This window comes from Vibrio sp. VB16, assembly GCF_015594925.2.
Taxonomy (GTDB): Bacteria; Pseudomonadota; Gammaproteobacteria; order Enterobacterales; family Vibrionaceae; genus Vibrio.
This window is the reverse complement of record NZ_CP087591.1, coordinates 449,036-475,530: the sequence shown is the minus strand read 5'-3', so window position 1 is coordinate 475,530 and position 26,495 is coordinate 449,036. Positions and strand designations below refer to the sequence as shown.

The following is a 26,495-nucleotide window of genomic DNA, read 5'->3' as shown; positions in this document are numbered from 1 at the left end:
GCTCACAAGTTCGAATGTCTGTAACTAAATAATTGTATTTTAGTTGTTTTTACGTCTACCTTATTAAGCATAAGGATGTATAAAACAAGGGATTTTATGTCTGCATTGTTGGTCTCACTGGTGAGAAAATTAAAACGGCAGAGAGTGGCAGTATTATGCGGTTTATTTTGGGGGCTGTGCTTCCACGTTCAAGCAAACGAACAAGTTTCGGATGTTGAAATCGATGCTTTTTACGTTGGATCTGAAGCGTGTATAGATTGTCACAAAGAAGAGTTCGAGGCTTGGAAAGGGTCCCATCATGATATGGCGATGAAACACGCGTCAGATGAATCTGTTTTGGGTGATTTTAATGACCAAACCGTGGGTCATAATGGGAAGCTAAACCGTTTTTTTAAGCAAGGTGATCAGTTCTGGGTCAACATTGAAGGGCCGGATGGCCAGTTTAAAGATTATAAAATCAGTTATACCTTTGCCTTTGAGCCACTCCAACAATACATGGTCGAGTTTGAAGATGGTCGTGTTCAATTGATTCCTTTTGCGTGGGACTCACGTTTAAAATCAGAAGGAGGACAACGTTGGTTCAACCTTTATCCTGACACGACTAGTTCTGACGAATTTTACTGGACAAATAGCGGTCAAAACTGGAACTTCATGTGTGCCGACTGTCATTCGACAAATCTTGAAAAAAACTATGACAGTGTTAATAACGTTTACGACACTCAATGGTCGGAGATAAACGTGGGCTGTGAAGCCTGTCATGGCCCGGCAAGTGAGCACGTTAAAATGGCAGAAAATACCAAACAAGATGCTAAAACAGTGTCTCATTTTGGTTTTGAGCGAGACCTTTCCCAATCGGTTAAAGAGTGGGTCTATCAAGAAGGGAATTCGACTCTACAACCTAAAGATATTGTTCATACGAATCAAGTTCAAACCTGTGCTCAGTGCCATAGCCGTCGAACCCAATTAAATGAAACTGGTGATCATGTGAACGGTTCGTTTTTGGATCGTTACCGATTAAGCCTCATTACACCTGAACTTTATTATCACGATGGTCAGATTTACGATGAGGACTATGTGTATGGTTCGTTTTTGCAATCAGTGATGGCAGAGAAAGGCGTCACTTGTACCAATTGTCATGATCCCCATACGGCAGAACTTAACATTGCAGAAGAGGCCGTGTGTAGCCAATGTCACAGTGGGGCCGAATACACATCTGAAAAGCATACTTTTCATGAGGCGAATACTGAGGCATCTCAGTGTACAACTTGTCACATGCCAGAAACGACTTACATGGAAGTGGATCCAAGGCGTGATCATAGTTGGCATGTGCCACGTCCGGACATCAGCCAGCACACTAAGACTCCAAATGTGTGTACCGGTTGTCATGAAGATAAAACTGACCAATGGGCCGATAAGCAAATTGGAGAGTGGTTCCCGGATTCAAAACACAGAAATCAACAGCATTTCTCGGTCGCTTTTTACGCTGATTCCATTGGGCATCGAGGTGCAGAAGATGCATTGGCCTATTCAGCGCAGGACTCAAGTTTAAGCGACATTATCCGCGCTTCTAGCCTTGAGCGATTAAGCGGTCGCTCGGGTAAGAACACCCTTATCTCACTGGCGAGAGCGGTTAAGCATGAGAACGAAATGATTCGACTTGGCGTGGTTGCGGGTTCATTCGGTTTGTCGTTCAGCGACCGTTGGCAGATACTTGAACCGTTGCTTTCAGATCCGGTGCTATCGATTCGTTCTGAAGCGGCCGGCGCTTTAGTTCGTTACTGGGGAGAAATGAACCCATTGCAAAAGGAACAAATTGAGCTGGCGTTAGAAGAATATATCGATATACAGCGCTTCAATGCTGATCGCGGCTTTGGCCGTACGAATCTAGGTAATGTGTATCGAGATCTCGGCCAACACCAGAAAGCGATTGAGTTTTATTTGGGGGCTATCGACATCGAGCCTTATTTTGAAAACAGCTATGCCAACCTAGCCGATCTATACCGCAGATTGGGCGATGAGCCAGCTGCATTTTCTACACTTCAACAGGGCATCAAAGCTCAGCCAAAATCGAGTGTTCTGTTATACAGCGCGGGTTTATCACTGCTCAGAATCAAAGACTATGAACAAGCAGGAAAGTACCTAAAGCAAGCGGCTGAAACGGCGGAAAGCAACCCTCAGTATTGGTATGTCTATGGTTTGTCCTTGGAAAAAACCGATGTCATTGCGGCGAGTCAATCGCTAAACAAAGCTTATCGTTTGAGTCGTAATCCACAACACCTGTATGCGCAGTGTGAAGTATTGGCGCGAAATCATACTCAACCGGGCGCATCCAAAGCGTTTGACCAGTGTTTTTTAAAGTTGAACAAAGTTGCCCCACCTGAGGCCGTTAACCAATTGAAAGCTTTACTTAAATAAACCAATAGAACTGATTAGGCTATGGTGTTTATAACTAATAGTTATGGGGCTTATGAGTAGGATGTACATAGCTAGATTTAATTAAGGGAAGGTCTATGAACCATGCGCAACAAGCAATTAATCAACTAATAGAACACACAGAGAAAAGTGTTATTGGCCAGAGTCACGTCGTTCGGGCTCTGGTGATAGGGTTGTTGACGAATGGGCACGTATTATTAGAAGGGCTTCCTGGTACGGCGAAAACGCGTTCAGTTAAATCGTTGGCTAATTTGCTCAATACAAGTTTCGGTCGAATCCAATTTACGCCAGACTTATTACCTTCCGACGTAACGGGAACTGAAGTGTATCAAGAGCTTGATGGCAAGCCTCAGTTACACTTTCAACCAGGACCTATTTTCAACAGTATCGTCCTTGCGGATGAAGTAAACCGTGCTCCGGCGAAGGTTCAGGCCGCTCTGCTTGAAGCGATGGGGGAAGGTACCATCACAGTTGGTGGTAAAACCCATATTCTTCCCGAATTGTTCATGGTTCTCGCGACACAAAACCCTGTGGAGCAAGAAGGAACTTACCCGTTACCAGAAGCTCAGATGGACCGTTTTATTATGAAAGTGACGGTCGACTACCCTGAAGATGAAGCGGAGCGTGACATTATTCGTTTGGTGCGCAGCGAAGAGTTAGGCAATGAAACGCGTTCTGCGCTAGTGACACCACAACATATTGAACCAGAACTTGTACTCGAAGCACGGCGCCAACTCCCCGACATCGCAGTTTCAGACCTTGTCGAAAGCTATATTGTCGCTTTGGTTATAGCGACTCGTAAGCCTGAACGTTATCCAGAATCTAGCCTGTCTAAATGGATCGAAATTGGCTCAAGCCCTCGTGCATCGATCGCGTTGGATAAGTGTGCGCGCGCTTATGCATGGTTGCAAGGACGTGACTATGTCACGTTGGATGATGTACGCGCAATGCTTCCAACTGTTTTAGGGCACCGCTTCTCTCTTTCTTATGATGCACTGGCTGACGGTATCAGTCATCAACGGGTGGTTGAAGAACTACTTGATAGTGTTGAAATAGGGTAGCAGGGGGCGCTATGGCTAAGCCAATACAGGCTCCCAAGTCACAAGGTCTCGATTCTCGTCTCTACTGTGACTACGCAGGGTTGGTGAGACTCCAGTCTCAAGCAGAATCCTTTTCTCTGCTTCCACATTTGAACGCAGGCAGCGTACTTTCGGGCAGACACAACGCCTTATTCCGTGGACGTGGTCTGAATTTCGAAGAGCTACGTCACTACCAACCCGGTGATGATATTCGTAACCTTGATTGGAAAGTGACGATGCGAACGGGCAAGCCTCATGTTCGGAGCTATACGGAAGAAAAAGATCGAAATGTTATTATATGCGTCGACCAACGTAGCTCAATGTTTTTTGCCTCTCAAACTACGATGAAATCTGTCGTGGCCGCAGAAGTGGCTGCCGTGTGCGGGTGGCGAGGGCTTAAAGACGGCGACCGGGTTGGCTTCGTGTTAGCGGCGCACCAGAAATTGTTCCACACCAAAGCTCAACGCTCTCAGTCAGATTTACTGTCGCAACTTAAGCGTTTAGCACAAGCGAATCAAAGCTTAGACGTTAATGTGATTGACAGTGAGGATGTCGGTTTCGACCAATGGATTGAGCGGATTAAGCGAATGAGGATGAAGCAATCAACACTGATTTTTATTAGTGATTGGCGCGATTGCCAAGAGCAACACCTAGACAAATTGAAACAACTTCAACAACATAACGACATTCTTGCGATTATGGTGACCGATCCTTTAGAGCAATCTTTGCCCAGAGACCTTGCTAGCGCCAACTGGGTGGTAGGGGACGGACGTTTTCAGATCAACCTTGATAGCTTAACAAAAGTGAAGATAGCGAGCGAAAGCCTTGCCCAGAAAGCAACACACCAAAAACAATCTCTTGTTAAATTGATGGCAGTGAAACATTTGCCTTATATCGAACTAGATACGTCAGGTGATCATATCGCTCAGTTACAAAAGTTAATAGGAGGACGCTAAATGTCGATTGAACATACGCCTCCTAGTACGTATATCCTACGCGAATTACACGACGTCGCTATTCCAGATAGCGTTAGCTGGATGCCTCAAACCATTGGGTGGAAGATCGTAGGCATGGCACTAGCGCTGATAGGCTTATATGTCGGTTATCGCTTAGCGCTCAGTTGGTGGCATAACCGTTATCGTAAAGAGGCTCTGAGAGCGCTGATGTTATTGGATGCGCGAGATAAAAACTCAGCAGAGCAAGCGTTTAAAATAATTAAGGTTGTGATTCGTTATTTGGACAGTCGTAATGCCAACCTATTTGGGCAAGCCTATTTAGAACGATTGAACAGTTACTGCCCAAATAGTCCAAAAACCGCAAAATTATTCAATGATGATTTAGCGAGTTTGTGGATGCAAAGTTTGATTAACCCGAGGTTGACATTGACCTTGGACCAGCGTCTGGAAGTCATTCAAAAATCGATATCGTGGTTAAAGCGGCACAAGCGACCCGCACTGGCCAATGAAGTGCAGAGCATCGAAGTGAAAACCAAAGCAATGCAGTTCAAAGTTGTGAATACGAAGCGTGGGGAGTCTAACGATGTTTGATAGCTTGTCTGTGAGCTTTGAATTTGTTCAACCGTTATGGTTTATCGCGTTACCCCTGCCTGCATTGGTTTACTTCGCAGTGCCGGCTTATCGCACCAAGCAAATGGCAATCAAGGTACCTTTCTTCCGAGATCTCGTTGAAGCGCTTGGTGAGGCGCCTTCAGAAGGTGCGAGTCAGTTGACGCCAAGTTGGTGGCAAAGAACCACGCTAATCATCACCTGGGTGATGGTGGTTTGTGCGTTGGCGAAACCGACGATATTAGGAGAACCTCAAGTTCGTGAACAATTTGGACGTGATGTGATGGTCGTTGTCGACCTGTCAGGTTCAATGGCGGAACAAGATTTTATTTCTAATCAAGGGAAAAAAATCTCACGTTTGGATGCGACCAAAGAGGTGCTCGCTGACTTTGTTAAAACCAGAAAAGGCGACCGTTTAGGGTTGATTCTGTTTGGTGATGCTGCGTTTGTTCAAACTCCTTTTACAGCCGACCAAGATGTATGGCTTGAGCTATTAAATCAAACGGATGTCGCAATGGCGGGGCAAAGCACGCATTTAGGTGATGCAATGGGTTTAGCGATAAAAGTATTCGAACAAAGCGCCAAACAAACCTTATCATCACAAAATACAGAAAATGGTTTGGGTGCGACTGAGAGAGAAAAAGTCGTAATCGTGTTGACCGATGGTAATGACACTGGGAGCTTCGTAGAGCCCGTTGATGCAGCCAAAGTGGCTAAAGCGAAAGGTGTGCGAATCCATATGATAGCGATGGGAGACCCGCAAACCATCGGCGAAGTCGCGCTTGATATAGCGACCATCAATCGAATTGCGAAGGAATCCGGTGGCGAAGCTTTTGAAGCGCTCAATCGTGACGAGTTAAATAAGGCGTATGTTCAAATTGGCAAGTTGGAACCTCAATTATATGAAAGTACCACGTATCGACCTAAACAAGGTTTACATCACTACCTGATGGCGATTGTCGTTGTGATGTATTTAACCGCTTTCAGTTTGGCGACGTTGCGCCGACGATTGTTTCTAGTGTCTTCAACTAAAAATTTGAAAGGAGAGAACGATGTTTGATTCTCTCGTATTGCAGCAGTTTGTTACTCAATTTCATTTTATTCGCCCGTTATGGTTGCTGGCATTTGTCCCAATGTATCTACTGTTATGGATTCGTTGGAGAGAAGAGACTAAACCATCATGGAAAGACATCCTTCCCGCACACTTGCGTGATGCGTTAACTATTGGGGAAACTGGTTGGAAAAAGCAATTACCGCTTAAGCTTCTGATGGTAATTGTAACCATCGCTATCATTATTTGTTCTGGGCCAACATGGCTGCGTGAAGCATCTCCATTTGGTGAGGATAAAGCCTCAATGCTGGTCGTGTTAGACAATAGTGAATCGATGCTTGAAAAGGATTTACCACCAAGCCGATTAGAACGTTCCAAGCAAAAAATTAGAGACTTATTAGCGGCTCGAAAAGGTGGGAATACGGGTTTAGTTGTGTATGCAGGAAGTGCTCATGTCGCGATGCCCTTGACTCAAGACAGTAAAGTATTCGAACCGTTCCTTGCTGCGATAACGCCAGACATTATGCCTGTATCGGGAAAAGCGGCGGAAGCGGCGTTGCCTTTGGTTAATCAACAGTTATCGGGCGAGTTAGGTTCGACGGTTTTGCTCGTCTCTGATGGGGTTAATCCAACCACGATAAAAGTGTTTGAAACCTTCTTCACCGAGAGCCCATACCAGCTGCTTATTTTGGCCGCTGGTAACAGTGATGTAGTAAGTGATAACCCAATAGACCTTAACTCTCTTCGTAGTTTAGCAAGCAAAACAGGCGGGCGTTTAATTGAAGTGACCGTCGATAGCACAGACATTCAACAGTTGAATAAATCGATTGAGAGAAATATGCAGCTCAACGGTGAATCTTCGATGCCATGGAAAGACATGGGATACAGCCTCTTACTGCCAATGGCATTCATCATGTTGTTGTGGTTCCGAAAGGGTTGGTTAGTGCAATGGTGTGTGGTCGGTATTTTGGTCACGGGCACCATGTATTCTCCAAGTACTTTGGCAAAAACGGTCAGCTTAACCGCTGAGAAGCCAGTGGTAGTAGAATCCATCACAATGTTGGATAAAACCGCTCAATGGTGGTGGGACTTGTGGTTAACGCCAGATCAGCAAGGGCAACGTTTACTCAACCAACAAGAGTATCTTGAAGCCGCCAAGCATTTTAATGATCCAATGAGAAGAGGCGCTGCTTATTATTATGCTCGTAACTTTAAGCTGGCTCACAGTGCGTTTCTACAAGCAGAATCTAACTTAGGGCTGTACAACGCAGCGAGTGCATTGGCGAGGCAGCGAGAGTATCTTGCGGCTCGAGATTTATTGGTAGGACTCAGTGAAAAGCCCGATATCTCTGCAGAACTAAGATCCGATATTGAGCACAATCTATTGGTGATTAACGGTATTGTTGAAGAAGTGAATAGAACCAGCGAGAGTCAATCTGGAACGACAGATGGCCCTGAAGAGTCGATCGAATTGGATTCAGATAAACCACAAAAGGGTGATGGCGCAGAAGAAAAAACGGTGGCGGAATTGATGTTAAAAGAGACCTTGAACGCCAACGAGATATTGGGCAGTCAAGAGCTTGCTGATAAATGGTTGAAACGAGTTGAGGCCGATCCTAAGCACTTCTTGAAGGCAAAATTTCAGATCCAATTAAGAAACCCTGTTTCTGCGGTCAAGGAAGAGGAATTACAATGATTTTATATCGTGAAGTGTTAAATTTACTACGAATGAAATGGGTTGTATCGAACGCATATAAGCAGCCAACGCATTGGTTGTTTAAGGCATTGTTATTGATAACCTGTACGTTTCCATCAATGACTTTTGCTACCGATATTTATGAACTTCGGAATAATAGAGACGTTGAAATCCTAGCATGGGTAGGGGAGAAACCTAAAGCAGGAGCCAAGGTTGAGCCGGAAAAAGTCAGTGTTAATGAACAGGTGATATTCACCATTGAAGTTGCCACTCCTCGCTGGCTCACTGGTGGTACTCGAATTGGAAGTATCGACATCCCCAATGTGATTGCAAAACAGCGTAATCAATTAGCCACTAATTACACAGAACGAGTGGGTGGAACAACCTGGTCTCGTCAACGTTGGGAAGTGACGCTCTACCCACAAACGGCAGGTAAATTTGTTATCCCTAGAATTCCAGTTGGAGTGCAAGTCTCAGCACCAGATGGCTCAAACGTAGCGGGAACCTTGTATACCCAATCTCTTCAATTCGAAGCCTTTTTACCTTCTGGGTTACTCAGTGACAAGTCACCTTGGTTTTCAGCATCGTACATTAGTATTGAACAGCAATGGCAACGATCGAATGAAGAGCTGAAGGTAGGAGATGCGATTACTCGTACCGTTATAATTAGAGCGAAAGACAGTTTGTCGGTGTTGCTACCAAATGTATTGACGAATGAATCCACTCAGCAGTACCAAGTGTACCCGCAGCCGAATCGTTTAGATGATACACAAGATCGTGGGGATTATCGTTCGAGCCGAGTGGAAGAGTCGGTGTATGTTATCCAACAAGGCGGCGAATTTGCCTTACCTGAATTTTCGTTCCAGTGGTGGAATAGTAAGAACCAACGTCTTGAAAGCATCGTCGTTGAAGGTCAGGCTTTTAAGGCAAGACACACGCTAAAATCCTTCTTAAAGGCCTACATGCATGTATTTATTTTTTCTGTTATTGGTTTAGTGATATTTATCAGTTCACTTTTCGCGATTAAGCACTACTACCGAAATCGTCCAACGCCTAGCTGGCTTGTGCTCCGTCGATTATTAAAAGCGGGTAACTGGCCTCAGCTTCGAACATTCATTTATAAGCAGCTTCGAGTAGCGACTTCTGAACTCGAGCTGAGTAAGGTAAAATCAAAACCGAACTGGCAAGACGATGCTCAGAAATTCCAAAGTGGGACTGAAGATAACGTGTTAGCGATGAAAGTGTCACGTGGTATTCGGGCGTATGCGGAATCAAAAGCTTTAGATGCTAATTTGTATTATCGCACCGCATTGCATCGGCCTTGGAACCTAAAATACCTGCGTCGATGGAGATTTCCTAAAGCGTTAGCAGGCTTGAAAGATAAATCGAAGTAAAAATGGTTGGTCGTCCGTTTTGCACTGATAAGTAGCAACTCATACTTGGATTTGACGCACCATTACGCACAACTTTTTGGTAAATCATATTGAACTTAACCAGCTAGTTATCTACCACGAAGAACCGGCTTCTTTATTTTGGAAATATATGAAAAGTACTGAACTTAATTTAATTCCTATTTTTGTCGCGATCTATGAAGAACAAAATCTATCTCGCGCCGCGATTCGCATGAATATAAGTCAGCCTGCAGTCAGTAAGGCGTTAGCGAGGCTTAGAGACGTTTACAATGAGCCTTTGTTCCACAGAACAACATCCGGCGTAGAACCGACGACATTTGCCTCAGATATTTATCCTGCAATGGCCGCGGCACTGAAGAACTTTACTTCGACATTATCGGCGTCTCGAGATTTCGATCCTAAAATATCGAGCAGAGTGTTCTCGATTGCCTGTGTTTCTACAGCAAGTTATGAATTAATGCCGAGAGCAATGAAGTTGATCAGTAAAAGTGCGCCTGGGATTGCTTTGGAAGTTCCACCGTTATTCACAGAAGATTACGAGTCAGATCTGCGCTTGCAGCGTCATGATGTCATTATCGACATGACGCCAAGAGGCCGAACCATGCTTAAGCATGAGGTTATCTCGTCAGAAGAGTTGGTGGTTGTGTGTCGTGCTGATCACCCTACCATCCATGACTCAATAGACATGATGCAATTTCTTGAGCAGGAACACGTTGTTGTGTCGCGTTGGCATGCTCGTAAAAGCTTATTAAGCTCAGAGCACTTTAGTGATTTAGAGAAGCGTAGAATCGTTTACAGAGCCGCAGGGGCGGTTGAGATGTTGCCTGTAATTGAAGGCTCTGATTACATTGGGGTGTTGCCGATTTCATCGGTTCGTTGTTTTTCTTCAAAATACAATGTGAAAACACTACCACTACCGTTCCAACTGGATAACCTAAACTTGTGTATGATCTGGCACCCAAGTAGAACGAATGAACAGAGCCACAAATGGCTGAGATCTAAGATTATAGCAGCGGCTAAAGGCTTAAGCCGTTAATGCGCTTAACTGTTTTGACTGAGTCAGTCAGAACAGATAAGCGGCTCTTTCTGTTTTTCTAATTAGTTAGCCTTCCAACTCGTTAGCTATAGCTATTCGGTAATTTCCTTAAGCACTTCACCAATGGAGCCACTTGGTTGGGTAATTCCCAACTTATTCGATAACGTTGGAGCGATATCATAAGGGGTGATTGCTCGGGTGACTTTCTGCGCATCTACATCATAACCTGCGAAAATGACCGGAACATGAGTGTCGTAACGCCATGGTGAACCATGAGTAGACGCAATCTGTAGACCGTCCATATCGTTGATGTAGCTCCGAGGCGCAAACACTACATACACGTCACCAGAACGAGCAGGGTGGTAGTTATTGGTAATCAACCGCATAACATGAGTGTTGGGGACACGGTTGGTCGCTATATCGCTACTTGATACCGCGAAAGCGACTCCTTTCACCTTAGCGATTTCCTCTGCAATGGCATTTTGGACCTTGGCTAGGTCGAGCTTCTTCTTAGCGATGACGTCATGGTTTAAATAGATATACGGTTGTGCATACAAGCGTATCGCATCTTTACTCAAGCCGAACTCATTCTTTAATCGTTGTTCTACACCTTGAGATAGAAGGGTATCTTTATTGAAGTACCGTGCTTTTTGGAAACCTAAAGCGTTTACAGCAGGTGATGACTCAGGAACCCCGTGGTCAGCAGAAAGGACAATCAATGTATTTTTTAAGCCGACTTGGTTATCGACTGTTTTCAAAAGCTTCGCAAGTGTTTTGTCGAGTCGGATCAAGTTGTCTTCTGTTTCTAGACTTTCTGGCCCGTACAGGTGAACTACATAGTCGTTAGATGAAAAGCTCACGGAAAGGTAATCAGTTACGTCGCCTTGGCCAAGCTTCTCCTGCATTAGCAATGTGCTAGCAAAATTTTCTGTGATCTCATCTCCGGCAGGGCTCACGGTCAATGTTGTACTGTAATATTTGTAACTTGAAGGTCCATAAGGATGAGGGAAGGTCCGCCGAAAACTTCCAAGCTCGACTTTATGATCGGTGTTGTACTCCTCTAACGTGTATTTATCACGTGGCAGGGATAGCGCCCATTTTTTCTTAGAGTATTGGCGAGCAATCTCTTTTTCATTCCAACGTGTAACCCAATCAGGGTACTCGTCGTAGTAATAATTACTGGTTACGAACTCCGATTGAGCTTTAGAGAACCAAAAAGCTTTGCCACTGTGACCCGCGAGCGAGATGGCACCACGGTCTTTTACTGATACACCGAATACTTTTGACTGTCCACTATTTGAGATAATCAGCTCGTCACCAAAGGTGGTCGATAGGATAGGCTCAGGAGAGCGGCCGTCTCTAAGTGCTGTCTTTTGGGTTGGATCGATCTCTGTGGATTTATCAACACCGGCTCCGGAGGTCAATATTTCATAGTTGGCATCTTCTACGTTATACACCAAACGCTCTTCGCTACGGTCGTACCAAACGTTACCTACCATTCCGTGCACACTCGGTGGCGCGCCGGTCGCAAGAGACACGTGACCGACAATAGTTTCCGTGTTGCCGTGTTGGTAATTGGCATTGGTATAGTACGTGCCATCATCCATTAAATAGCGAAAACCACCTTCACCAAAATTATGCTTATATCTTTCAATTAGATCGGCCCGTAGCCCATCTACTGTAATCTGTAGGACTAAATCTGGCTTCCCTTCGGCTGCAGAAGCAGGAAAAGCACAGAGTAACAGGAGGGTCATTCCTGAAAGCTTGGTGTATTGCATAGAGTGTCCTTATTCAATATTGCGTTAGCGTTTAGTTGGCATGTTTCCGGAATCTGTAATAATTAGTTTGCCTCTTTAACTAAGCGTAAGCCCATGTCCGACATGGTGATAGATTGGCTGGCAAAATCGCGTCGGTAGTTCTCTGACTCATCAAAATCATATGCAAAACTTCCGCCTCGAACTGACTTGTGAGAGAGGTTGATGTCGCTGTGCTTTGCGTTATTTGGATTATCAATTGGACCAAATCGATAGTAAGTGTCATCGAATGCATCGATCACAAACTCACCAACGTTTCCGGTCATGTCATATAAGCCTAGTTCATTTGGTTTCTTTAACCCGACTGGATGGGCGCTATTTTTTGAATTTGCCGAGTACCACGCAACATCGTCTATGTTGTTAGAACCACTATAGGTAAAGTTTTGGCTTTTATTGCCACCTTTGGCTGCAAATTCCCACTCAGATTCGGTTGGTAATCGGTATTCTTCGCCAGTTAGTTCATTCAATTGCTCAACAAAGTAATTGGCTTGCTGCCAACTCAGGTTGTTGACGGGGACTTGCGGGTTTTTGAAGTAGCTGAGAGATGAGCCCATCACAGATTCGAACAGCGCTTGAGTCACTTCGAATTTAGCGATGTAAAAACTGTCTACGGTCACATCGCGAGCTGGTTTCTCTGCTTTTTTGGCTAGTGGGCTGTTTGAACCCATGGTGAAAGTTCCGCCTTCGACAAACACCATATCTTGATCAATTTGCTGAGTTATGGGGTGGGTAGGCACGCTAGCACAGCCGCTGAGAGCAATCGCCATCGTTGCGCTGCTGATCGTGGCTAAATATTTGTAATTCATGAATTTCATTGCGTGCCTCAAATAGACGAAAGAGATCACAATTCTAACGTTTAAGGTCATTCCAATTGGTTATAAAGGGTATAACGAGCAGCGGATATCGATCAGATTTACTATGATAGTAAGACACTAATATAGGTACATAAATCATGCATATTACTCAAGGTCCGCAATATAACGGCAAGGCTTCGAAACGATTACATGTGATGGCTAAACCCATTGGAGCGGCGTGTAATATTGATTGCACCTACTGTTATTATCTAAGTAAGCAAGATTTATTGGAGTACAAGAAAGGTTGTACTCCAAAGATGGATGATGAAACGTTAGAAACCTACGTTCGTCAGTATATTAAAGGGCAAAACACCCCGGAGATTATATTTTCTTGGCAGGGTGGTGAGCCAACCATACTTGGTTTGGAATATTTCCAGAAAATCGTGGACTTGCAAAAAAAATATCAGCCGAGTGGTGTGATGATTTCAAACGATTTACAGACCAACGGGACATTACTCAATGACGAGTGGTGTGAATTTTTAGCAACGAATAACTTTCTTATTGGCTTGAGTATTGATGGCCCTGAATTGCTTCACAATGCCTACCGCACTAACCGAGCAGGTCGTGGAACCTTTAATCAAGTGATGGAAGCCGTTGAGCTACTGCATAAACACAAAATTAAGTTTGCTACCTTAACGTGTGTGAACAACTTAACTAGCCAGAATCCATTGGAAGTGTATCGTTTTCTACGTGATGTCGTTAAATCCCCACAAATGCAATTCATCCCAATTGTTGAGCAAAAGACATTCCGTACCGTTGCGCCACAAACCACTCAACTGAGTGAACAGTTGACACAAGGCAGCAAGAGTCTCATTCCGGGTAACAAAGATTCTATTATGGAGCCGTGGTGTGTTTCTGATCTTGCATGGGGCAACTTCTTAATAACAGTATTTGACGAATGGGCGAAAAACGACATTGGTCAGGTATTCGTTCAATATTTTGAGGCCAGTATTGAAACGTGGATGGGGCGTCCGAACCCGCTTTGTACCTTGAATCAAATCTGTGGCAAAGGTTTAGCTATGGAGCCAAATGGCGACGTATTTGCTTGTGACCATTATGTTTACCCTGAGTACAAAATAGGGAATATTCACCTTCAAAAACTCGATGACATGGCTTACAGCGCACCACAACAAGAGTTTGGTTTTGCTAAATCGCGCACATTAACAAGCCAATGCCAGCAGTGTGATTACAAGTTTGCTTGTTACGGTGAGTGCCCTAAGAATCGATTCATCAAAACTCGTTCCGGAGAGCCAGGTTTAAACTATTTGTGTGCAGGTTGGTATAAGTTCTTTTTACACGTTGATAAGTCAATGGCTTACCTATTGCGAGCAATGGGTCACCCTGTCGCACACGGTAAATTTAGCGATTCAGTAATGTTGGCACGTCGTACACAACAAACGACCTTTGAAATGTCATCGTATGAAGAGAGTTAATACAGCCATATGAAGAAAAATTTAACGGCCGCTGTTGTTGCTGTACTGATTTCAACGTCTGCAATGTCCGCCGATCCTGCTCAAGTAACACCCGCGGCGGCGCCTCATAATGTTAGCCAAGTACTGAAGACACAAGACGCCCAAACCCGTATCCAGCAGCTGTCTTATATGGCACAAGATCAGAATCAATCGATTGAAAACCGTACAGGGGCACTACAGGAACTAACCAATTACCCCAGCCAGAATGCACTAGTTGCAGTAGCTAGAGGGCTTAAAGATCGAAATCCAAATATAAGAGAAGCGGCAATCATTGGTTCGGCACCCTATCAGTTAGAGCACCGTTGGACCTTGGTTTCCCCATTGCTAAAAGATAATGACACGATGGTTCGTCATCACTCGGCTTCGAGTTTAGTACGTGATTACAATGCGCTAAACGACGTACAGAAAGTGGTTATTGAACCGGCAGTAGTGGCTCTTATTACGTATCTAGAAACTCAACAGTCTAAAAAGTACCAGTTGTTATTGGCAGACGTTTTACGTTGGCATAATGAATGGAGCAAGGCTGATACGATTTACGTCGAGTTAGCGCAATCTCATGTGGATGACGCACATGTATGGTTGAGCTACGCGGATAATTTTCGATCTCAGAACAAAGATAATGATGCGCTTACTGTGTTAGATCGTGGTATCGAACAAATCCCAAGTAATGCTGCGTTGCATTACTCCAAGTCATTGACCTTAGTTCGTTTAGAGCAGAAAAAGAGCGCAGCTCACGAAATAGAGTTAGCGGCGCGACTAGCAAAAGATAACAGTTACTACTGGTATTTGAATGGCGTTCTTCAAGAAGAATGGGACGTCGACAAATCAACGAAATCGTTTGAAAAAGCATACCTAATCACAGGCTCACCAGAACAATTATACGCTGTGTGTGATATCTACGTTCGATACGGTCATGATAAAACCGATGAGTGCTTAGGTGAGCTTGGGGAAGTGGCACCAGAGTATGTGATTGAACAGCTTAAAGAAAAGCGAGTGAACGATAATACCAAGTTAAACAATGTTGAATTTTCAAGTTAACCATCGGTATGACAGTATTTCCGAATGGGCATCTATAAACGTCATCTCCTTGTTATTCATGCATCAGTAAACATGTCATTCAAGACAAACCCCACTGCACGCTCCAAAGTTCTCCCTTCCATATCAACCATCCCAATTATTGAAAATGAAACGCTTTGGTGTGTGTTTTTATGTATATGAAATTCAATTGAAACCTCAACATAAGTATTCTTATTTTGAGGTTTATAGGAGGCAGTTTTGATTGATAAACCTAACCTTTTTGATGCTAAAGGACAGTCCTTCGATACTTTAGGACATTAACTCTTTCATTTTGAAAGGTTATTATATTGTTAACCTTTTAGTGCTCACCTAGATCCTATTGACAGAAAAAGTGTGACGATAGAAATTTCAGATCAAACGGGTATAACGTTGTAAGAACGATGGTACGTATTATTTCATTCCGCGAATTCGAATTAAAAATATCAACTTTTCTATATTAATTGCACTAAAACTCTCTATAGAGTTTTAGTCGGCTAAGAAGACGAAACTATACATTATGAAAAAAATTCCCTTTAGAGTAAAAGTACTTGCGCTACTAATATCTATTATTGCTGTGTCAGTTCTCACTTCTTTCTTAAGTGCAAATTACTATATTAGTCAGTATATTTCGTTGTCTGATACTAAGAATATTCAGAACCAGTTAACCTTGGTAAAAGATAAATTGGTGGGAGATATAGGCAATGATGTTCGACTAGCCAAGAGTTCTAATTTCAGCGTTACAGAAATTGAATCGACATTAAATACCACTGGATTTGAAGACATCATCAAACTCTCTTATGATCTTTTATTTAATAAAGACGGCAGTATTGATGACACCAATGAAATTGAGAAACATAAGTCAAAAATAATAACTGAAGGTACTGAAGCTGCTATTAGTGACATCTATTTTGAAAATGATGTCCCATATCTCACCATTGCGATGCCACGTGGTAACGCGGGAGGAGATCTGTTCATCATCAATTTAACCGAAATACAAGCACTTCTGGAATCTTCAGCAGTAGAAGGTAGCTATGTAGAATTAAAAGATTCCGCTGGGACTGTTATATTCTCGAACAAAGTAGATGGAGATTTAATCCCAGTAGTAAATACCTTCAATGTTGGCAGCAAGCAGTGGACCCTCACAGGATTCATTGACAAAAGCTTTATACAAAAGAATACAGACAGTTTAAATGGGTCTATTACTATCGCACTGCTTATCGCTGCTGCGATTATTGTTCCTTTAAGTATCGTGGCACTAAATATAGCCTTTAAGCCAATTGTGGGATTGAGAAACATCATTACCGACCTTGCTAATGGCAGTGGTGATTTAACCCATCGATTAAAAGTCGACACTCAAGATGAGTTAGGTGAAATGGCCGAGGGTATTAATCAGTTTATTGAAAACCTGCAAAATATGATGCGGGATGTTTCCTATTCAAGTGGAAATATCAATAATGAAATTTCATTGCTGAAAAGCCAAGCTGATTCCAGCCAGAATCTACTTAAAGGACATGCCGCTGAAATGGAAATGGCAGTAACGTCCATTAATGAAATGAATTCGACGGCCGATGCCGTAGCGAAAAACGCTTCAACGGCGGCAAGACAAACGCAAATCACTAATGAAGAGGCAGAACAATCTAAGATTATTGTTCAACAGGCTGTTGACAGAGTTACCGCATTAGTTGATGAAGTTGAACATACCTCTCAATCCATTATTTCGATGAGTGGCGATACAGCACAAATTGGCAAAGTATTGAATGTAATTGGTGATATAGCTGAACAAACTAACCTGTTAGCATTAAATGCTGCTATTGAAGCGGCACGAGCAGGAGAACATGGCCGTGGTTTCGCGGTGGTCGCCGATGAAGTTCGTGCGCTAGCTGAACGAACCAGGCAAAGCACGACAGAGATTAATGAAATGCTTGATAAACTTAGCTCTGGTTCTGACGCCGTTGTTGCCAGTATGAAATCAACGAAAGAAAGCTGCCAGCAAACCGTTGATACGACGTCACAGGTAATGGACTCACTTCACTCAATGACAGATTCTGTTGTCGAAATAAACGATGTCATGGCGCAGATTGCTACATCTGCCGAAGAACAGAGTTCTGTAACAGAAGAGATAAATAGAAATATGGTTGCTGTTCAGGAGATGGTAGAAATCCTGAATAATAATGGTGATGAAACAGCAAGCAGCACACATCAACTTAACAGTTCGAATCAACAATTGGTCAGCATTGTTAGCAAATTTAGACTTAACTAATCCATGATTTTTATAGAATGATGCTCTTTGAGTTAAAAAAAAGGCGTTGCATTAGACATTACCTTAAATCACTTAGTTCTATTTAGCCATCGAGTTGGTTACGCTAGGACACAAATATTCTTGACTGAGATTTGATGCATGCGACTCCAAGAATTATGTGGTAGCGGGTGTGAGTGAATGGTGAGCCATTCGAGTTAGGTAATGATAACAAACACCATAGGTTTGCCGTATTACTTTAATTTAATTTTTGATATCAGTATGGGGATACTCTCTATCAAAAAAAATAGGGTAATACGGCACATTACAACAGCACGATAATTTTTTCATATGAAAATGGCATTCGAATACTTCAACACTTAACTTTTATAAAAAAGCGCTAGCCAAACAGTACTTTACTAACTGGCATTATAACAAAATCATATTGCAACGAGCCTTTGATAAAATAAATAAACCCGCCAGGAATTCTATAAATATTACGGTGACTCTTCCTACGGAGTGAGTCAATATGACGTGTTTTAGTTACGAAGGGACATCAACAAAGTTAACACCAATCTGGAAAATTAACTGATCAGGTCTACCCAAGCCCTTGAACACATTCTTGTTACCCTTTTTCTGCTCTCTAGGAAACTATTCCATGCGGAACAAATTTGGGAAACGATATCTTCGTAATCTTCAAAACTTTGGTTTGCTAGATAACGTTGTCGTAACCAACTCCACACTTGCTCAATCGGATTGAGCTCTGGTGAATAGGGAGGTAGTTTGATGATACTCACGTTATCAAATTCGTTAGCGATGTCATCTGTATGCCAGCCAGCGCCGTCCATAACCACGACAGCATGTCTCCCTTTTTCTGTCATATCGGCTATTTGCTTTAAGTGCTCAGTCATAATGTCTTTGTTGACCCAAGGCACGACCATAGCTTCTCCAATTCCTCTGCTAGGACAAACAGAACCGAACAGATAAGCGTACTCAAATTGTTGTTGTTTTATCGCTCTTGGGCGTGTTCCTGTTTCAGCCCACAAACGAGTTGTGGTGTTCTGTTGTCCGAATCTAGCTTCGTCCTGAAACCAGATATCAACGTGCTCAAGCCCAATGTGACCGGGGATTTTAAGGATCGTTTCTATTTTGAATTTTTTTAAAATCCTCTTGGATTTCATCTGACTGTTTAGGGTGTTTCGAACGAGATGTTATCCACGAAAATCCCATATGATTTAGTAAATAATAGATAGAGTCAGGGTGGTAGTGTTGACCAAATTCCTGAACAATATATGTATGAATGTCATGGCCGACCAGTCGACCTCCAGACGGGTTTTCAGCCTCATTCTTAATGAATTGGCTTAATTGTTCTTTTTGCTTAGTAGTTAAAAATGCAGGTCTACCAGTTCGAGGTTTTTCTTGTAAACCTTCCAGTCCTTCATCGAGAAAAACTTGAACCCATTTGTTCACACTGGTTCTGCTTACTTTGAGAAACTTAGCTATCTGAGTTCTTGAGTGTCCATCTTTGAAGTGAGAAAGAGCCAATAATCGCATCTTCATTTGGATGGATTTTTGTTGGCTGGCCAGTTTTTTGAAGTCGATATTATTGAAGTTATCCATTGCGATAATAGGTTGATTTGGGAAGCCTCAATTAGATCATATTTTTACTTAGATTGGTATAACACGATCTGATACTTTTATTTTCATTCCATTCCATTCCAATCTAAGAGCTTAGCAATAGCCGCTTCTCATCAACCCAGTGTTAATTGGTTTTAGCATCCCATTTGGACATACAATCCGTGTAAATGGTGCATTAAGTCAAGTAGTCCCGATAGAAAGTAGTGGTTATTTGCGGTGAAAATATTAGGTTATATACATTGTTCCGTTGAGGCGTAAAATGCAAAAAACACCCCCTGTTCGTTGGTTTAAATTCTCTTTTCTTACGCCTTTGGCGTTTGGTTTTTTGGTAGGGTGTGGTGGTGGTGGTGAAAACGCGGCCACTTCTTCGATCTCTTCTTTTAATCTTTTAACGTTAAGTGCTTCTGACTCAAATATTAAGCAGATGATGCTGAACTGGACTTCTGCTTCAGATGATACTGGTGTGACCTACAGTGTGTGTGAAAAAAATACATCTAAGAATAACGAATGCAACGTGTTGACGACAGTGACAGATTCACTAAACGCGACAATAAGTGTGTCAAGTTTAGTGGACGCGCTTACTACTGATTATTTCGTTATGGCGTCAAATGGCTCGGGGGAAGTGGTACTGTCAAACGAAGAGAGCCTGACCGCTTCTACCGCAGTTCAAATGGTTGGTTACTTTAAGGCATCGAACACGGGAGAGGATGACGGTTTTGGCCACAGTATCGCACTTAGTGGCGATGGGTCTACCCTCGCAGTAGGGGCTAGAGATGACGACAATGGAGCCGTTGGGGTTCTCACCGATGGCTCTGAAACAACAGATGTTGCGGTAGCATCAAATGCGGGGGCCGTATATCTCTTCAGTAATATGTCGGGAAGCTGGACGCAAGTTGCTTACCTAAAAGCTTCTAATGCGGACAGTCAAGATCATTTTGGCTACAGCTTGGCACTCAATGGAGATGGCAGTACTTTAGCGGTTGGAGCCCCTACAGAAGATAATAGCGCCATTGGGGTTATCGCTGACGGCTCAGAAACGACTGATACTGGGTCAGCACCCGATTCCGGAGCGGTTTATCTTTTTGGCAATAGCGTAGGTAACTGGGTGCAAACCGCCTACGTTAAAGCGTCTAATGTTGGATCGTACGACCAGTTTGGGTTTGGTGTCGCATTAAGTAACGATGGGGCCACATTAGTAGTTGCGGCGCCAAGTGAAGACAATAGTGCGACAGGGGTCATCACTGATGGGTCAGAAACTTCGGATACGGGGACGGCAGCACACTCTGGAGCTCTCTATCTTTTCAGTAAGAGTTTGGGGAGCTGGGCACAAACGGCTTACCTGAAAGCCTCAAATACCAGCAGTGGTGATGGCTTTGGTACTAGCGTCGCGCTTAATGGTGATGGCGGTTTAATAGCGGTAGGCGCAGCGGCTGAAGACAACGCCGCGAAAGGGGTTATTGTGGATGGCTCAGAAACAGTAGATTTAGGGGTGGCGACGCAATCTGGAGCTGTCTATCTTTTTAGTAACGGTTCAGGAAACTGGTCGCAGATCGCTTACGTCAAAGCTTCTAATACGGAAAGTTTAGATGAGTTTGGCAATAGTGTGGCCTTCAGTGGAGATGGTTCAACTTTAGCCGTTGGTGCAACAAACGAAGACAATGGCGTCAGTGGGGTCATCACAGACGGTTCGGAAGTCACAGATACAGGGCTGCTACCAGATTCCGGAGCGGTTTATCTGTTTCGAAATAGCACAGGTAGTTGGGTGCAGACGGCTTACTTCAAAGCCTCTAATACTGGAAGTAGTGACTATTTTGGTAGCAGTGTATCACTAAGTGAAAATGGGTCCATTTTAGCGGTAGGTGCATACGGTGAGGACAATGGCGCTATTGGGATACTTGCTGATAGTTCCGAAACTATCGAAACTGAGTCAATAACTAATACTGGTGCGGCTTATCTGTTTAGCAACCACGAAGGTAGTTGGGAACAAACGGCTTACGTGAAAGCCTCGAATGCTGGGATAGGTGATTTTTTCGGTACCAGTGTAGGGCTCAGCAGCGATGCCAGTACTTTGGTGGTGGGTGCTAATAATGAAGACAATGGGGCTACAGGCGTTATTGTCGATAGCTCGGAAACATCTGATATTGGGTCGGCATCCAATTCAGGTGCGGTATATCTATACTAAAGGTGTAATTTTTAGAACTACATTGTTAGTCAAACAAAGTGAAAATCAGCGTTCTGTAGCGTTGATTTTTTCTCTTTAACCAAAACCAAATAATAAAAATTAAATCAGTTTACAAAGAGAAACTCGCTTATTCTAATACGGAGCGGATCTTACCTATATTCGATGAGTCTACTGCTATTATGTATGATTTAACTGAAGGTATATCGGTATACAAAAGAGAATTATTACTTATCAGTAGTGAGTGCAGCTACTTTTTTGTACGAATCTCAGCAAGACTATCGTGATCCCAAGCTCCCTGTTTGTCTTGCTTTCATCGTCGAAATATTATTCAAAATGCTCAACCGTAGTGGGCTTTATATATTGACAGCTATAAGCCCACTACTTTCTATTCTGCTTTACCATGTCAACTGCACATCAATTCAAAATTGCTGAGAAACGATGATACTAAGGTGAATGATGTTGCTCAGAGTTTAAACTCTGAAACTGCAGAGCTCAGTTTGTCGGCAGTCATAGATAATTCTGTGGCCTGTTGTGAGTTACTCATTGAATTGTCGTACGTATTTTTTGCTAAGTCATTGATATCGACGATACTAGCATTGATCTCCGCCGCCACGACAGTCTGTTCTTCAGCGGCAGTAGCAATTTGGTTATTCATATTTTCTATATGAGATACGGCCGTTTGTATTGTTAGCAAAGCCGTACTGGTTTTTTGGGCAAGTTGTATTGTATCTTTTGCTGCGTTTGCATTTTTACTCATTAAATCTACTGAAGTTTTCGATTCTTGTTGTAGCTTGACAATTAATGATTGAATTTCATCTGTGCTAGCTTGTGTGCGGTTAGCCAGATTGCGAACCTCATCAGCAACGACAGCAAACCCTCTACCTTGTTCTCCAGCGCGTGCGGCTTCTATTGCTGCGTTGAGTGCGAGTAAATTGGTCTGATCCGCAATGTCTCTAATTACATCGAGTATTTGGCCGACACTTTTAGTCTCAAGTTCTAACCTATTAACAACACTTTGCACATGGAGTATATCGGTAGAGAGGTTTTCGATACTTCGGTTCATCTCTTTAACGGTCTGAATTCCATTATCTGACTGTTGGTGTGCTTCTAATGCAGCCTCTGACGCTCCCACTGCGTTGCGTGCAACTTCATCAACGGTGACTGTCATCTCGTTCATTGCTGTAGAGGTTAGCTCTATTTGTTTCATTTGGGATTCTGAACTGAGACTAACTGACGCCGCTGATTCAGCAATTTTAGTCGATGACTCATTAAGTGATACCGTTGTGTCATTGATTTCGGTGACAGTGCCTTTAAGGTTATCTGCCATAGAGAGAATAGCGGCATATATGCCTGTTTGAACGCTGGTGCTTGTCGCCGATGAAGTAAGGTCGCCTTTAGCAATTTGTAGAACAACAGCTTCAATGATATCAGGCTCACCTCCAATTGGCCGATACATCAATCTGATCACGATTGCGTAGGTAATCGATGCTGAAAGAAAAATGAATATTGCCGCTACAATCAAATTTTGTATAAGGTTAGCATTGGAAGCCGCATTGATGTCCTCCCAGCCATTCCATGCCCACACCGTCCATCCAAGATTGGGTAGTTTTGAAGAAAGGACGAAATATGACTGGCCATCAAATGTGTAAGAATGTTGACTATTCTCATTGTTAGCATATTCACTGTAGCTTGGGCGTAATTCGAATAAGTTTTTGCCAATATATTCTGGGTATTTTGCAGCAAGAATATAGCCATCTTTTCGGCTTACAAATAGCTGATTGCTTTTAGATAAATTCTCGATGAAATGCGTGATCACATCTACTCGAATGTTCGTGCACAGTACCGCAACAACAACACCGTTCCGCTTTACTGGAACAGCAATCGACATGACAGCATCTCCCTCAGCGCTCGTATATGGGGTCGTAACGATGTTGGTATCTCCGTTGAACGCTCGTACAAACCATTCGCGTTGTTTCTGTTTAGCGTTAAACCCAGCAACTAAACCGTTACTCGACGTTGAATATGTATCCCCATTAGCAGTAGCTACATATGCGTTGAGTACATCTAACGACGTGCTAATATTCTTTAAATTAGCAATCAATTCTTGCTCATTGACATCACCACTAGAATCGATTGCCAATTGTTGCGACATGGTATTCAATACATCAAAATTTCGATTCAGTCGCTGTTCGATGCTATTGGCTATTAGAAACGCTTCTTTTTCCAAAGATTCGGTGAAATTATTTACCGATGCACCTTTAAAATTTTGGTATCCCATACCTGATAATAAGGTGATGATAGTAGATAAGACGAGTACAATAACGCCAGTTATCTTTATTTTTGCAGTCATAGATGTATTCTCTTTAATAAAATCAAAGTATTAACAATTCATTATCTAGTTTTCTATTTTTAAGTTTTTCAGATGCTGACCATGATTTGTTGTGTTGTTTGCAATGGAAATTAGGTGAAGATATTTATTTTAAAATGTCAAAATTAGAGCTGGTTATACAGAGACTATTAAATATGGTTGCTTTATATTCCTAACTTATAGATTAAATAAAAACGGAACAAAGACTAAGTTCTAATCAATAATGAAGAAAAGTAAGTTATTATTTTTGTCAAGAATAAATAAAATCCCATCGATGTGAATTGAGTTCGTTTAATTGTTCTTACATCGATTTAATACCGAAAGTAACTGAAATATGAGCATGTCTAGTCGCTAATTATAAATCTAACATTAACTGATAATCATGAAAAATTTCAATAATGTAAAGTTAAACAAATGGTTTGATAGAATATTAGGTCATCAGGACATTAATTTGTTACGAAAAGACAGAGTCACAAGGTGAATCTCATCGCTAGACTCAATCTATGACTCATATTTTAGGTAGGCGAAAATGATTAGGTGGAAGTCCATTCTATTACTTTTTATTACAGTGGCATTAATTTGTGGCGAGAATGACGATAACTCAGACTGGATTGAAAAAAAATATTCAAATGAAGCATCAGAGTTCGTATGGATTAACCGATCAAAAGTGCATTATCGAGATGAAGGTAACGGAGAGACAGTAATTTTGATTCATGGCACCTCATCTTCACTTCATGCATGGGATAAGTGGACGGAGAAGTTGAAGCAAGAATTTCGGGTTGTTCGGATGGATTTACCCGGTTCTGGATTAACTGGACATGAGACATTCAATCAGTATGAGGTGCGACACGATGTCGTTTTTTTAAATACTTTTTATAAAAAGCTTGGTATAGAGAGTGCGCATGTGGTTGGTAGTTCTCTGGGTGGAAAAATTGCATGGGAATATAGTTTACAGTACCCAGATAAAGTCAAAAGTTTAACGTTAATTAATGCACTAGGTTACCCTCAACATGAGTGGCCAATGCCAATTGAGTTAGCTCAGTTGCCTGTTCTAGACAAAATCATCGAAAATTTTGTACCTAAATTTATTGTCAAACAGAGTTTGAAAGACGTGTATTTTGATCAACGATTGATTACAGAAGAGTTAGTCAATCGTTATTATGACATGTCCTTGTTTAAAAGGAATCGAGAGGCGTTCACTCAACGAGTAAAAGCGTCATTAGATACAGGTTCAAATAGAATAACAAAAATATCAGTACCTACACTAATACTTTGGGGAAAAGAAGATATCTATTTCCCTGTGAAGAATGCTTTTCGTTTTGATAGTGATATTGCAATCTCTAAAGCCGTCATCTACGAAAATGTGGGTCACCTACCAATGGAAGAAGTACCAGAGAAATCGCTCGCAGACTTTAAACAGTTTGTAGAAGATGTACCTAAATTAGCCTATATCGATTGAATCTTGGCTTGAATACTGTTTATTACGAGAGAGGTACTCTTTCGGCGTCGTATTAAACCAACGTTTGAAAGCTTTGTAAAAGCTACTTGTGTCCTTAAAGCCTAGGTTGTAGCTTAATTCGGTAATGCTGGGTGGTTTGCTTTTACTTAAACTGGCAATGACTTGTTGTTTACGAACATCTTCAACGATAGCTTTATAGGTTGTGTTTTCTTTTTCTAATTTTCGATAAAGTGTTTGTCTGCTGATATGCAACTTACTAGCAACGATATCTATCCCAATCAAATTACTCTTGGATACACTCTCAATTATAATCTCGGTGACTAGTGTTTTGATATCACGTGTATTGTTAAGTATCTTTAATGCTTTTTCTGCGGTTTCTGCCATCACTTCTTTGACATATTGATTACTTGAAACAATTGGAAGTTTAAGAAAATCAGTTTTAAATGTCAGTCGATTTTCTTCTGATTCAAAAGTTAACTCTGACCCAAATACTGCATCGTAATGGTCTCTATATTTTGGCTGGCTAAAGGTAAATTCTGCACTTTTGATAGGAAAAGAGTGGGCGCTAAGCATTCGTGCCCATGTAACCATTGCGCTCATACTGCGCTCAATAGCAAGTATCGGATAATTTTTTTTGGGATCAACAGTTAACGTCAATGTGCAGTAGATACCGTCGTCTGAAATCGTCCAACGCTCAGACGGATTCATCAGGATGATATTTTTTTGAAAAGTATTTAATGCTTCCCCTATGGTATCCGATTGACTTACCCAACTTGCTAACACACCTTTAGACTTTGGTGTGATTCTTTGGCCGATGACGAGTCCAATATTAGAACATGGATGAAACTCACCAATTAGGTGCCATAGTTCAATAAATGTACTTTCAGGGATGCGTTCTAAGGGTGTTTTTTGATGTAGATAGCTGAGCTCTAATGCTCTGAATTTAGTTTTAGCCAAGGGAGGCAGATTGCCACAAACATCGACGACATCCAAGACTGACGCAACCGAAACGGTATCTGCACTATCTATATTAATCATTGATGGTACCAAGGGACAGTGAATTGGGACGTATAGACATATAAGTGGTGAAGAAATCTAGTTAGGATACTTGTTTGCGATAATACATGAGTTTTTGTAATTCTCA

General features: G+C 42.4%; 18 protein-coding genes. 13 read left to right on the top strand and 5 right to left on the bottom strand.

The window, feature by feature from the left end:
* Window positions 1-96 precede the first annotated feature (96 nt).
* From IUZ65_RS18690 to IUZ65_RS18655, 8 genes are all read left to right on the top strand, one after another.
* Window positions 97-2,415: a multiheme c-type cytochrome gene (locus IUZ65_RS18690; RefSeq protein WP_195705540.1), complete on the top strand. Its 2,319-nt coding sequence runs from the start codon at window positions 97-99 to the stop codon at window positions 2,413-2,415.
* 95 nt (window positions 2,416-2,510) lie between these two features.
* Window positions 2,511-3,494: an AAA family ATPase gene (locus IUZ65_RS18685; RefSeq protein WP_195705539.1), complete on the top strand. Its 984-nt coding sequence runs from the start codon at window positions 2,511-2,513 to the stop codon at window positions 3,492-3,494.
* An 11-nt stretch (window positions 3,495-3,505) separates the two neighbouring features.
* Window positions 3,506-4,468 carry a DUF58 domain-containing protein gene (locus tag IUZ65_RS18680; protein WP_195705538.1) on the top strand — a complete coding sequence of 321 codons (963 nt, stop codon included), beginning with the start codon at window positions 3,506-3,508 and terminating at the stop codon, window positions 4,466-4,468.
* Window positions 4,469-5,059, top strand: a complete 591-nt coding sequence (locus IUZ65_RS18675) for a DUF4381 domain-containing protein (protein ID WP_195705537.1) — start codon at window positions 4,469-4,471, stop codon at window positions 5,057-5,059.
* On the top strand, window positions 5,052-6,137 hold the full coding sequence (locus IUZ65_RS18670; protein ID WP_195705536.1) for a vWA domain-containing protein: 1,086 nt from the start codon (window positions 5,052-5,054) through the stop codon (window positions 6,135-6,137). The genes IUZ65_RS18675 and IUZ65_RS18670 overlap by 8 nt, the downstream gene beginning before the upstream one ends.
* Entirely contained in the window at window positions 6,130-7,824 is a 1,695-nt protein-coding gene (locus tag IUZ65_RS18665; protein ID WP_195705535.1) for a VWA domain-containing protein, read from the top strand. Before IUZ65_RS18670 ends, IUZ65_RS18665 begins: the two co-directional genes overlap by 8 nt.
* A 32-nt stretch (window positions 7,825-7,856) precedes the next feature.
* Entirely contained in the window at window positions 7,857-9,218 is a 1,362-nt protein-coding gene (locus IUZ65_RS18660) for a BatD family protein (protein WP_195706433.1), read from the top strand.
* A gap of 148 nt (window positions 9,219-9,366) precedes the next feature.
* Entirely contained in the window at window positions 9,367-10,272 is a 906-nt protein-coding gene (locus IUZ65_RS18655) for a LysR family transcriptional regulator (protein WP_195705534.1), read from the top strand.
* A gap of 92 nt (window positions 10,273-10,364) precedes the next feature.
* Here the strand turns inward: IUZ65_RS18655 and IUZ65_RS18650 are convergent, their stop codons facing one another.
* Both IUZ65_RS18650 and IUZ65_RS18645 read right to left on the bottom strand, forming a co-directional pair.
* Entirely contained in the window at window positions 10,365-12,050 is a 1,686-nt protein-coding gene (locus IUZ65_RS18650) for an alkaline phosphatase family protein (protein WP_195705533.1), read from the bottom strand.
* 62 nt (window positions 12,051-12,112) lie between these two features.
* Window positions 12,113-12,901, bottom strand: a complete 789-nt coding sequence (locus IUZ65_RS18645) for a formylglycine-generating enzyme family protein (protein WP_195705532.1) — start codon at window positions 12,899-12,901, stop codon at window positions 12,113-12,115.
* Window positions 12,902-13,038: 137 nt separating this feature from the next.
* Between IUZ65_RS18645 and IUZ65_RS18640 the strand changes: the two genes are divergently transcribed.
* The 3 genes from IUZ65_RS18640 (at window position 13,039) to IUZ65_RS18630 (ending at window position 17,728) form a co-directional block, all read left to right on the top strand.
* On the top strand, window positions 13,039-14,373 hold the full coding sequence (locus IUZ65_RS18640; RefSeq protein WP_195705531.1) for an anaerobic sulfatase maturase: 1,335 nt from the start codon (window positions 13,039-13,041) through the stop codon (window positions 14,371-14,373).
* Window positions 14,374-14,382: 9 nt separating this feature from the next.
* Complete coding sequence (locus IUZ65_RS18635; protein ID WP_195705530.1) at window positions 14,383-15,450, top strand: tetratricopeptide repeat protein; 1,068 nt, start codon at window positions 14,383-14,385, stop codon at window positions 15,448-15,450.
* Between the two features lie 535 nt (window positions 15,451-15,985).
* Complete coding sequence (locus IUZ65_RS18630; RefSeq protein ID WP_229638244.1) at window positions 15,986-17,728, top strand: methyl-accepting chemotaxis protein; 1,743 nt, start codon at window positions 15,986-15,988, stop codon at window positions 17,726-17,728.
* Window positions 17,729-18,288: 560 nt separating this feature from the next.
* Here IUZ65_RS18630 and IUZ65_RS18625 read toward each other — a convergent pair.
* Window positions 18,289-19,324 (bottom strand): IS630 family transposase gene (locus tag IUZ65_RS18625; RefSeq protein WP_195705529.1). Its coding sequence is split into 2 segments (ribosomal slippage): window positions 18,289-18,864 and window positions 18,866-19,324, totalling 1,035 coding nucleotides; the frame shifts between segments, so codons are not numbered across the junction.
* 277 nt (window positions 19,325-19,601) lie between these two features.
* On the opposite strand from IUZ65_RS18625, the gene IUZ65_RS18620 reads away from it, so the two are divergent.
* Window positions 19,602-21,524 carry a hypothetical protein gene (locus IUZ65_RS18620; RefSeq protein WP_195705528.1) on the top strand — a complete coding sequence of 641 codons (1,923 nt, stop codon included), beginning with the start codon at window positions 19,602-19,604 and terminating at the stop codon, window positions 21,522-21,524.
* Window positions 21,525-21,987: 463 nt separating this feature from the next.
* Here the strand turns inward: IUZ65_RS18620 and IUZ65_RS18615 are convergent, their stop codons facing one another.
* Window positions 21,988-23,874 (bottom strand): methyl-accepting chemotaxis protein, encoded by a 1,887-nt coding sequence (locus tag IUZ65_RS18615; RefSeq protein WP_195705527.1) that lies wholly within the window; start codon window positions 23,872-23,874, stop codon window positions 21,988-21,990.
* 547 nt (window positions 23,875-24,421) lie between these two features.
* Here IUZ65_RS18615 and IUZ65_RS18610 point away from each other — a divergent pair.
* Entirely contained in the window at window positions 24,422-25,351 is a 930-nt protein-coding gene (locus tag IUZ65_RS18610) for an alpha/beta fold hydrolase (protein WP_195705526.1), read from the top strand.
* Here IUZ65_RS18610 and IUZ65_RS18605 read toward each other — a convergent pair.
* Window positions 25,334-26,389 (bottom strand): AraC family transcriptional regulator, encoded by a 1,056-nt coding sequence (locus tag IUZ65_RS18605; RefSeq protein WP_195705525.1) that lies wholly within the window; start codon window positions 26,387-26,389, stop codon window positions 25,334-25,336. The genes IUZ65_RS18610 and IUZ65_RS18605 overlap by 18 nt on opposite strands.
* Window positions 26,390-26,495: the final 106 nt, after the last annotated feature.

What these genes read in the sequence shown, in the direction of transcription:
- IUZ65_RS18690 (WP_195705540.1), top strand. Translation starts at nt 97, where the DNA reads ATGTCTGCATTGTTGGTCTCACTGGTGAGAAAATTAAAACGGCAGAGA.
- IUZ65_RS18685 (WP_195705539.1), top strand. Translation starts at nt 2,511, where the DNA reads ATGAACCATGCGCAACAAGCAATTAATCAACTAATAGAACACACAGAG.
- IUZ65_RS18680 (WP_195705538.1), top strand. Translation starts at nt 3,506, where the DNA reads ATGGCTAAGCCAATACAGGCTCCCAAGTCACAAGGTCTCGATTCTCGT.
- IUZ65_RS18675 (WP_195705537.1), top strand. Translation starts at nt 4,469, where the DNA reads ATGTCGATTGAACATACGCCTCCTAGTACGTATATCCTACGCGAATTA.
- IUZ65_RS18670 (WP_195705536.1), top strand. Translation starts at nt 5,052, where the DNA reads ATGTTTGATAGCTTGTCTGTGAGCTTTGAATTTGTTCAACCGTTATGG.
- IUZ65_RS18665 (WP_195705535.1), top strand. Translation starts at nt 6,130, where the DNA reads ATGTTTGATTCTCTCGTATTGCAGCAGTTTGTTACTCAATTTCATTTT.
- IUZ65_RS18660 (WP_195706433.1), top strand. Translation starts at nt 7,857, where the DNA reads ATGAAATGGGTTGTATCGAACGCATATAAGCAGCCAACGCATTGGTTG.
- IUZ65_RS18655 (WP_195705534.1), top strand. Translation starts at nt 9,367, where the DNA reads ATGAAAAGTACTGAACTTAATTTAATTCCTATTTTTGTCGCGATCTAT.
- IUZ65_RS18650 (WP_195705533.1), bottom strand. Translation starts at nt 12,050, where the DNA reads ATGCAATACACCAAGCTTTCAGGAATGACCCTCCTGTTACTCTGTGCT.
- IUZ65_RS18645 (WP_195705532.1), bottom strand. Translation starts at nt 12,901, where the DNA reads ATGAAATTCATGAATTACAAATATTTAGCCACGATCAGCAGCGCAACG.
- IUZ65_RS18640 (WP_195705531.1), top strand. Translation starts at nt 13,039, where the DNA reads ATGCATATTACTCAAGGTCCGCAATATAACGGCAAGGCTTCGAAACGA.
- IUZ65_RS18635 (WP_195705530.1), top strand. Translation starts at nt 14,383, where the DNA reads ATGAAGAAAAATTTAACGGCCGCTGTTGTTGCTGTACTGATTTCAACG.
- IUZ65_RS18630 (WP_229638244.1), top strand. Translation starts at nt 15,986, where the DNA reads ATGAAAAAAATTCCCTTTAGAGTAAAAGTACTTGCGCTACTAATATCT.
- IUZ65_RS18620 (WP_195705528.1), top strand. Translation starts at nt 19,602, where the DNA reads ATGCAAAAAACACCCCCTGTTCGTTGGTTTAAATTCTCTTTTCTTACG.
- IUZ65_RS18615 (WP_195705527.1), bottom strand. Translation starts at nt 23,874, where the DNA reads ATGACTGCAAAAATAAAGATAACTGGCGTTATTGTACTCGTCTTATCT.
- IUZ65_RS18610 (WP_195705526.1), top strand. Translation starts at nt 24,422, where the DNA reads ATGATTAGGTGGAAGTCCATTCTATTACTTTTTATTACAGTGGCATTA.
- IUZ65_RS18605 (WP_195705525.1), bottom strand. Translation starts at nt 26,389, where the DNA reads ATGATTAATATAGATAGTGCAGATACCGTTTCGGTTGCGTCAGTCTTG.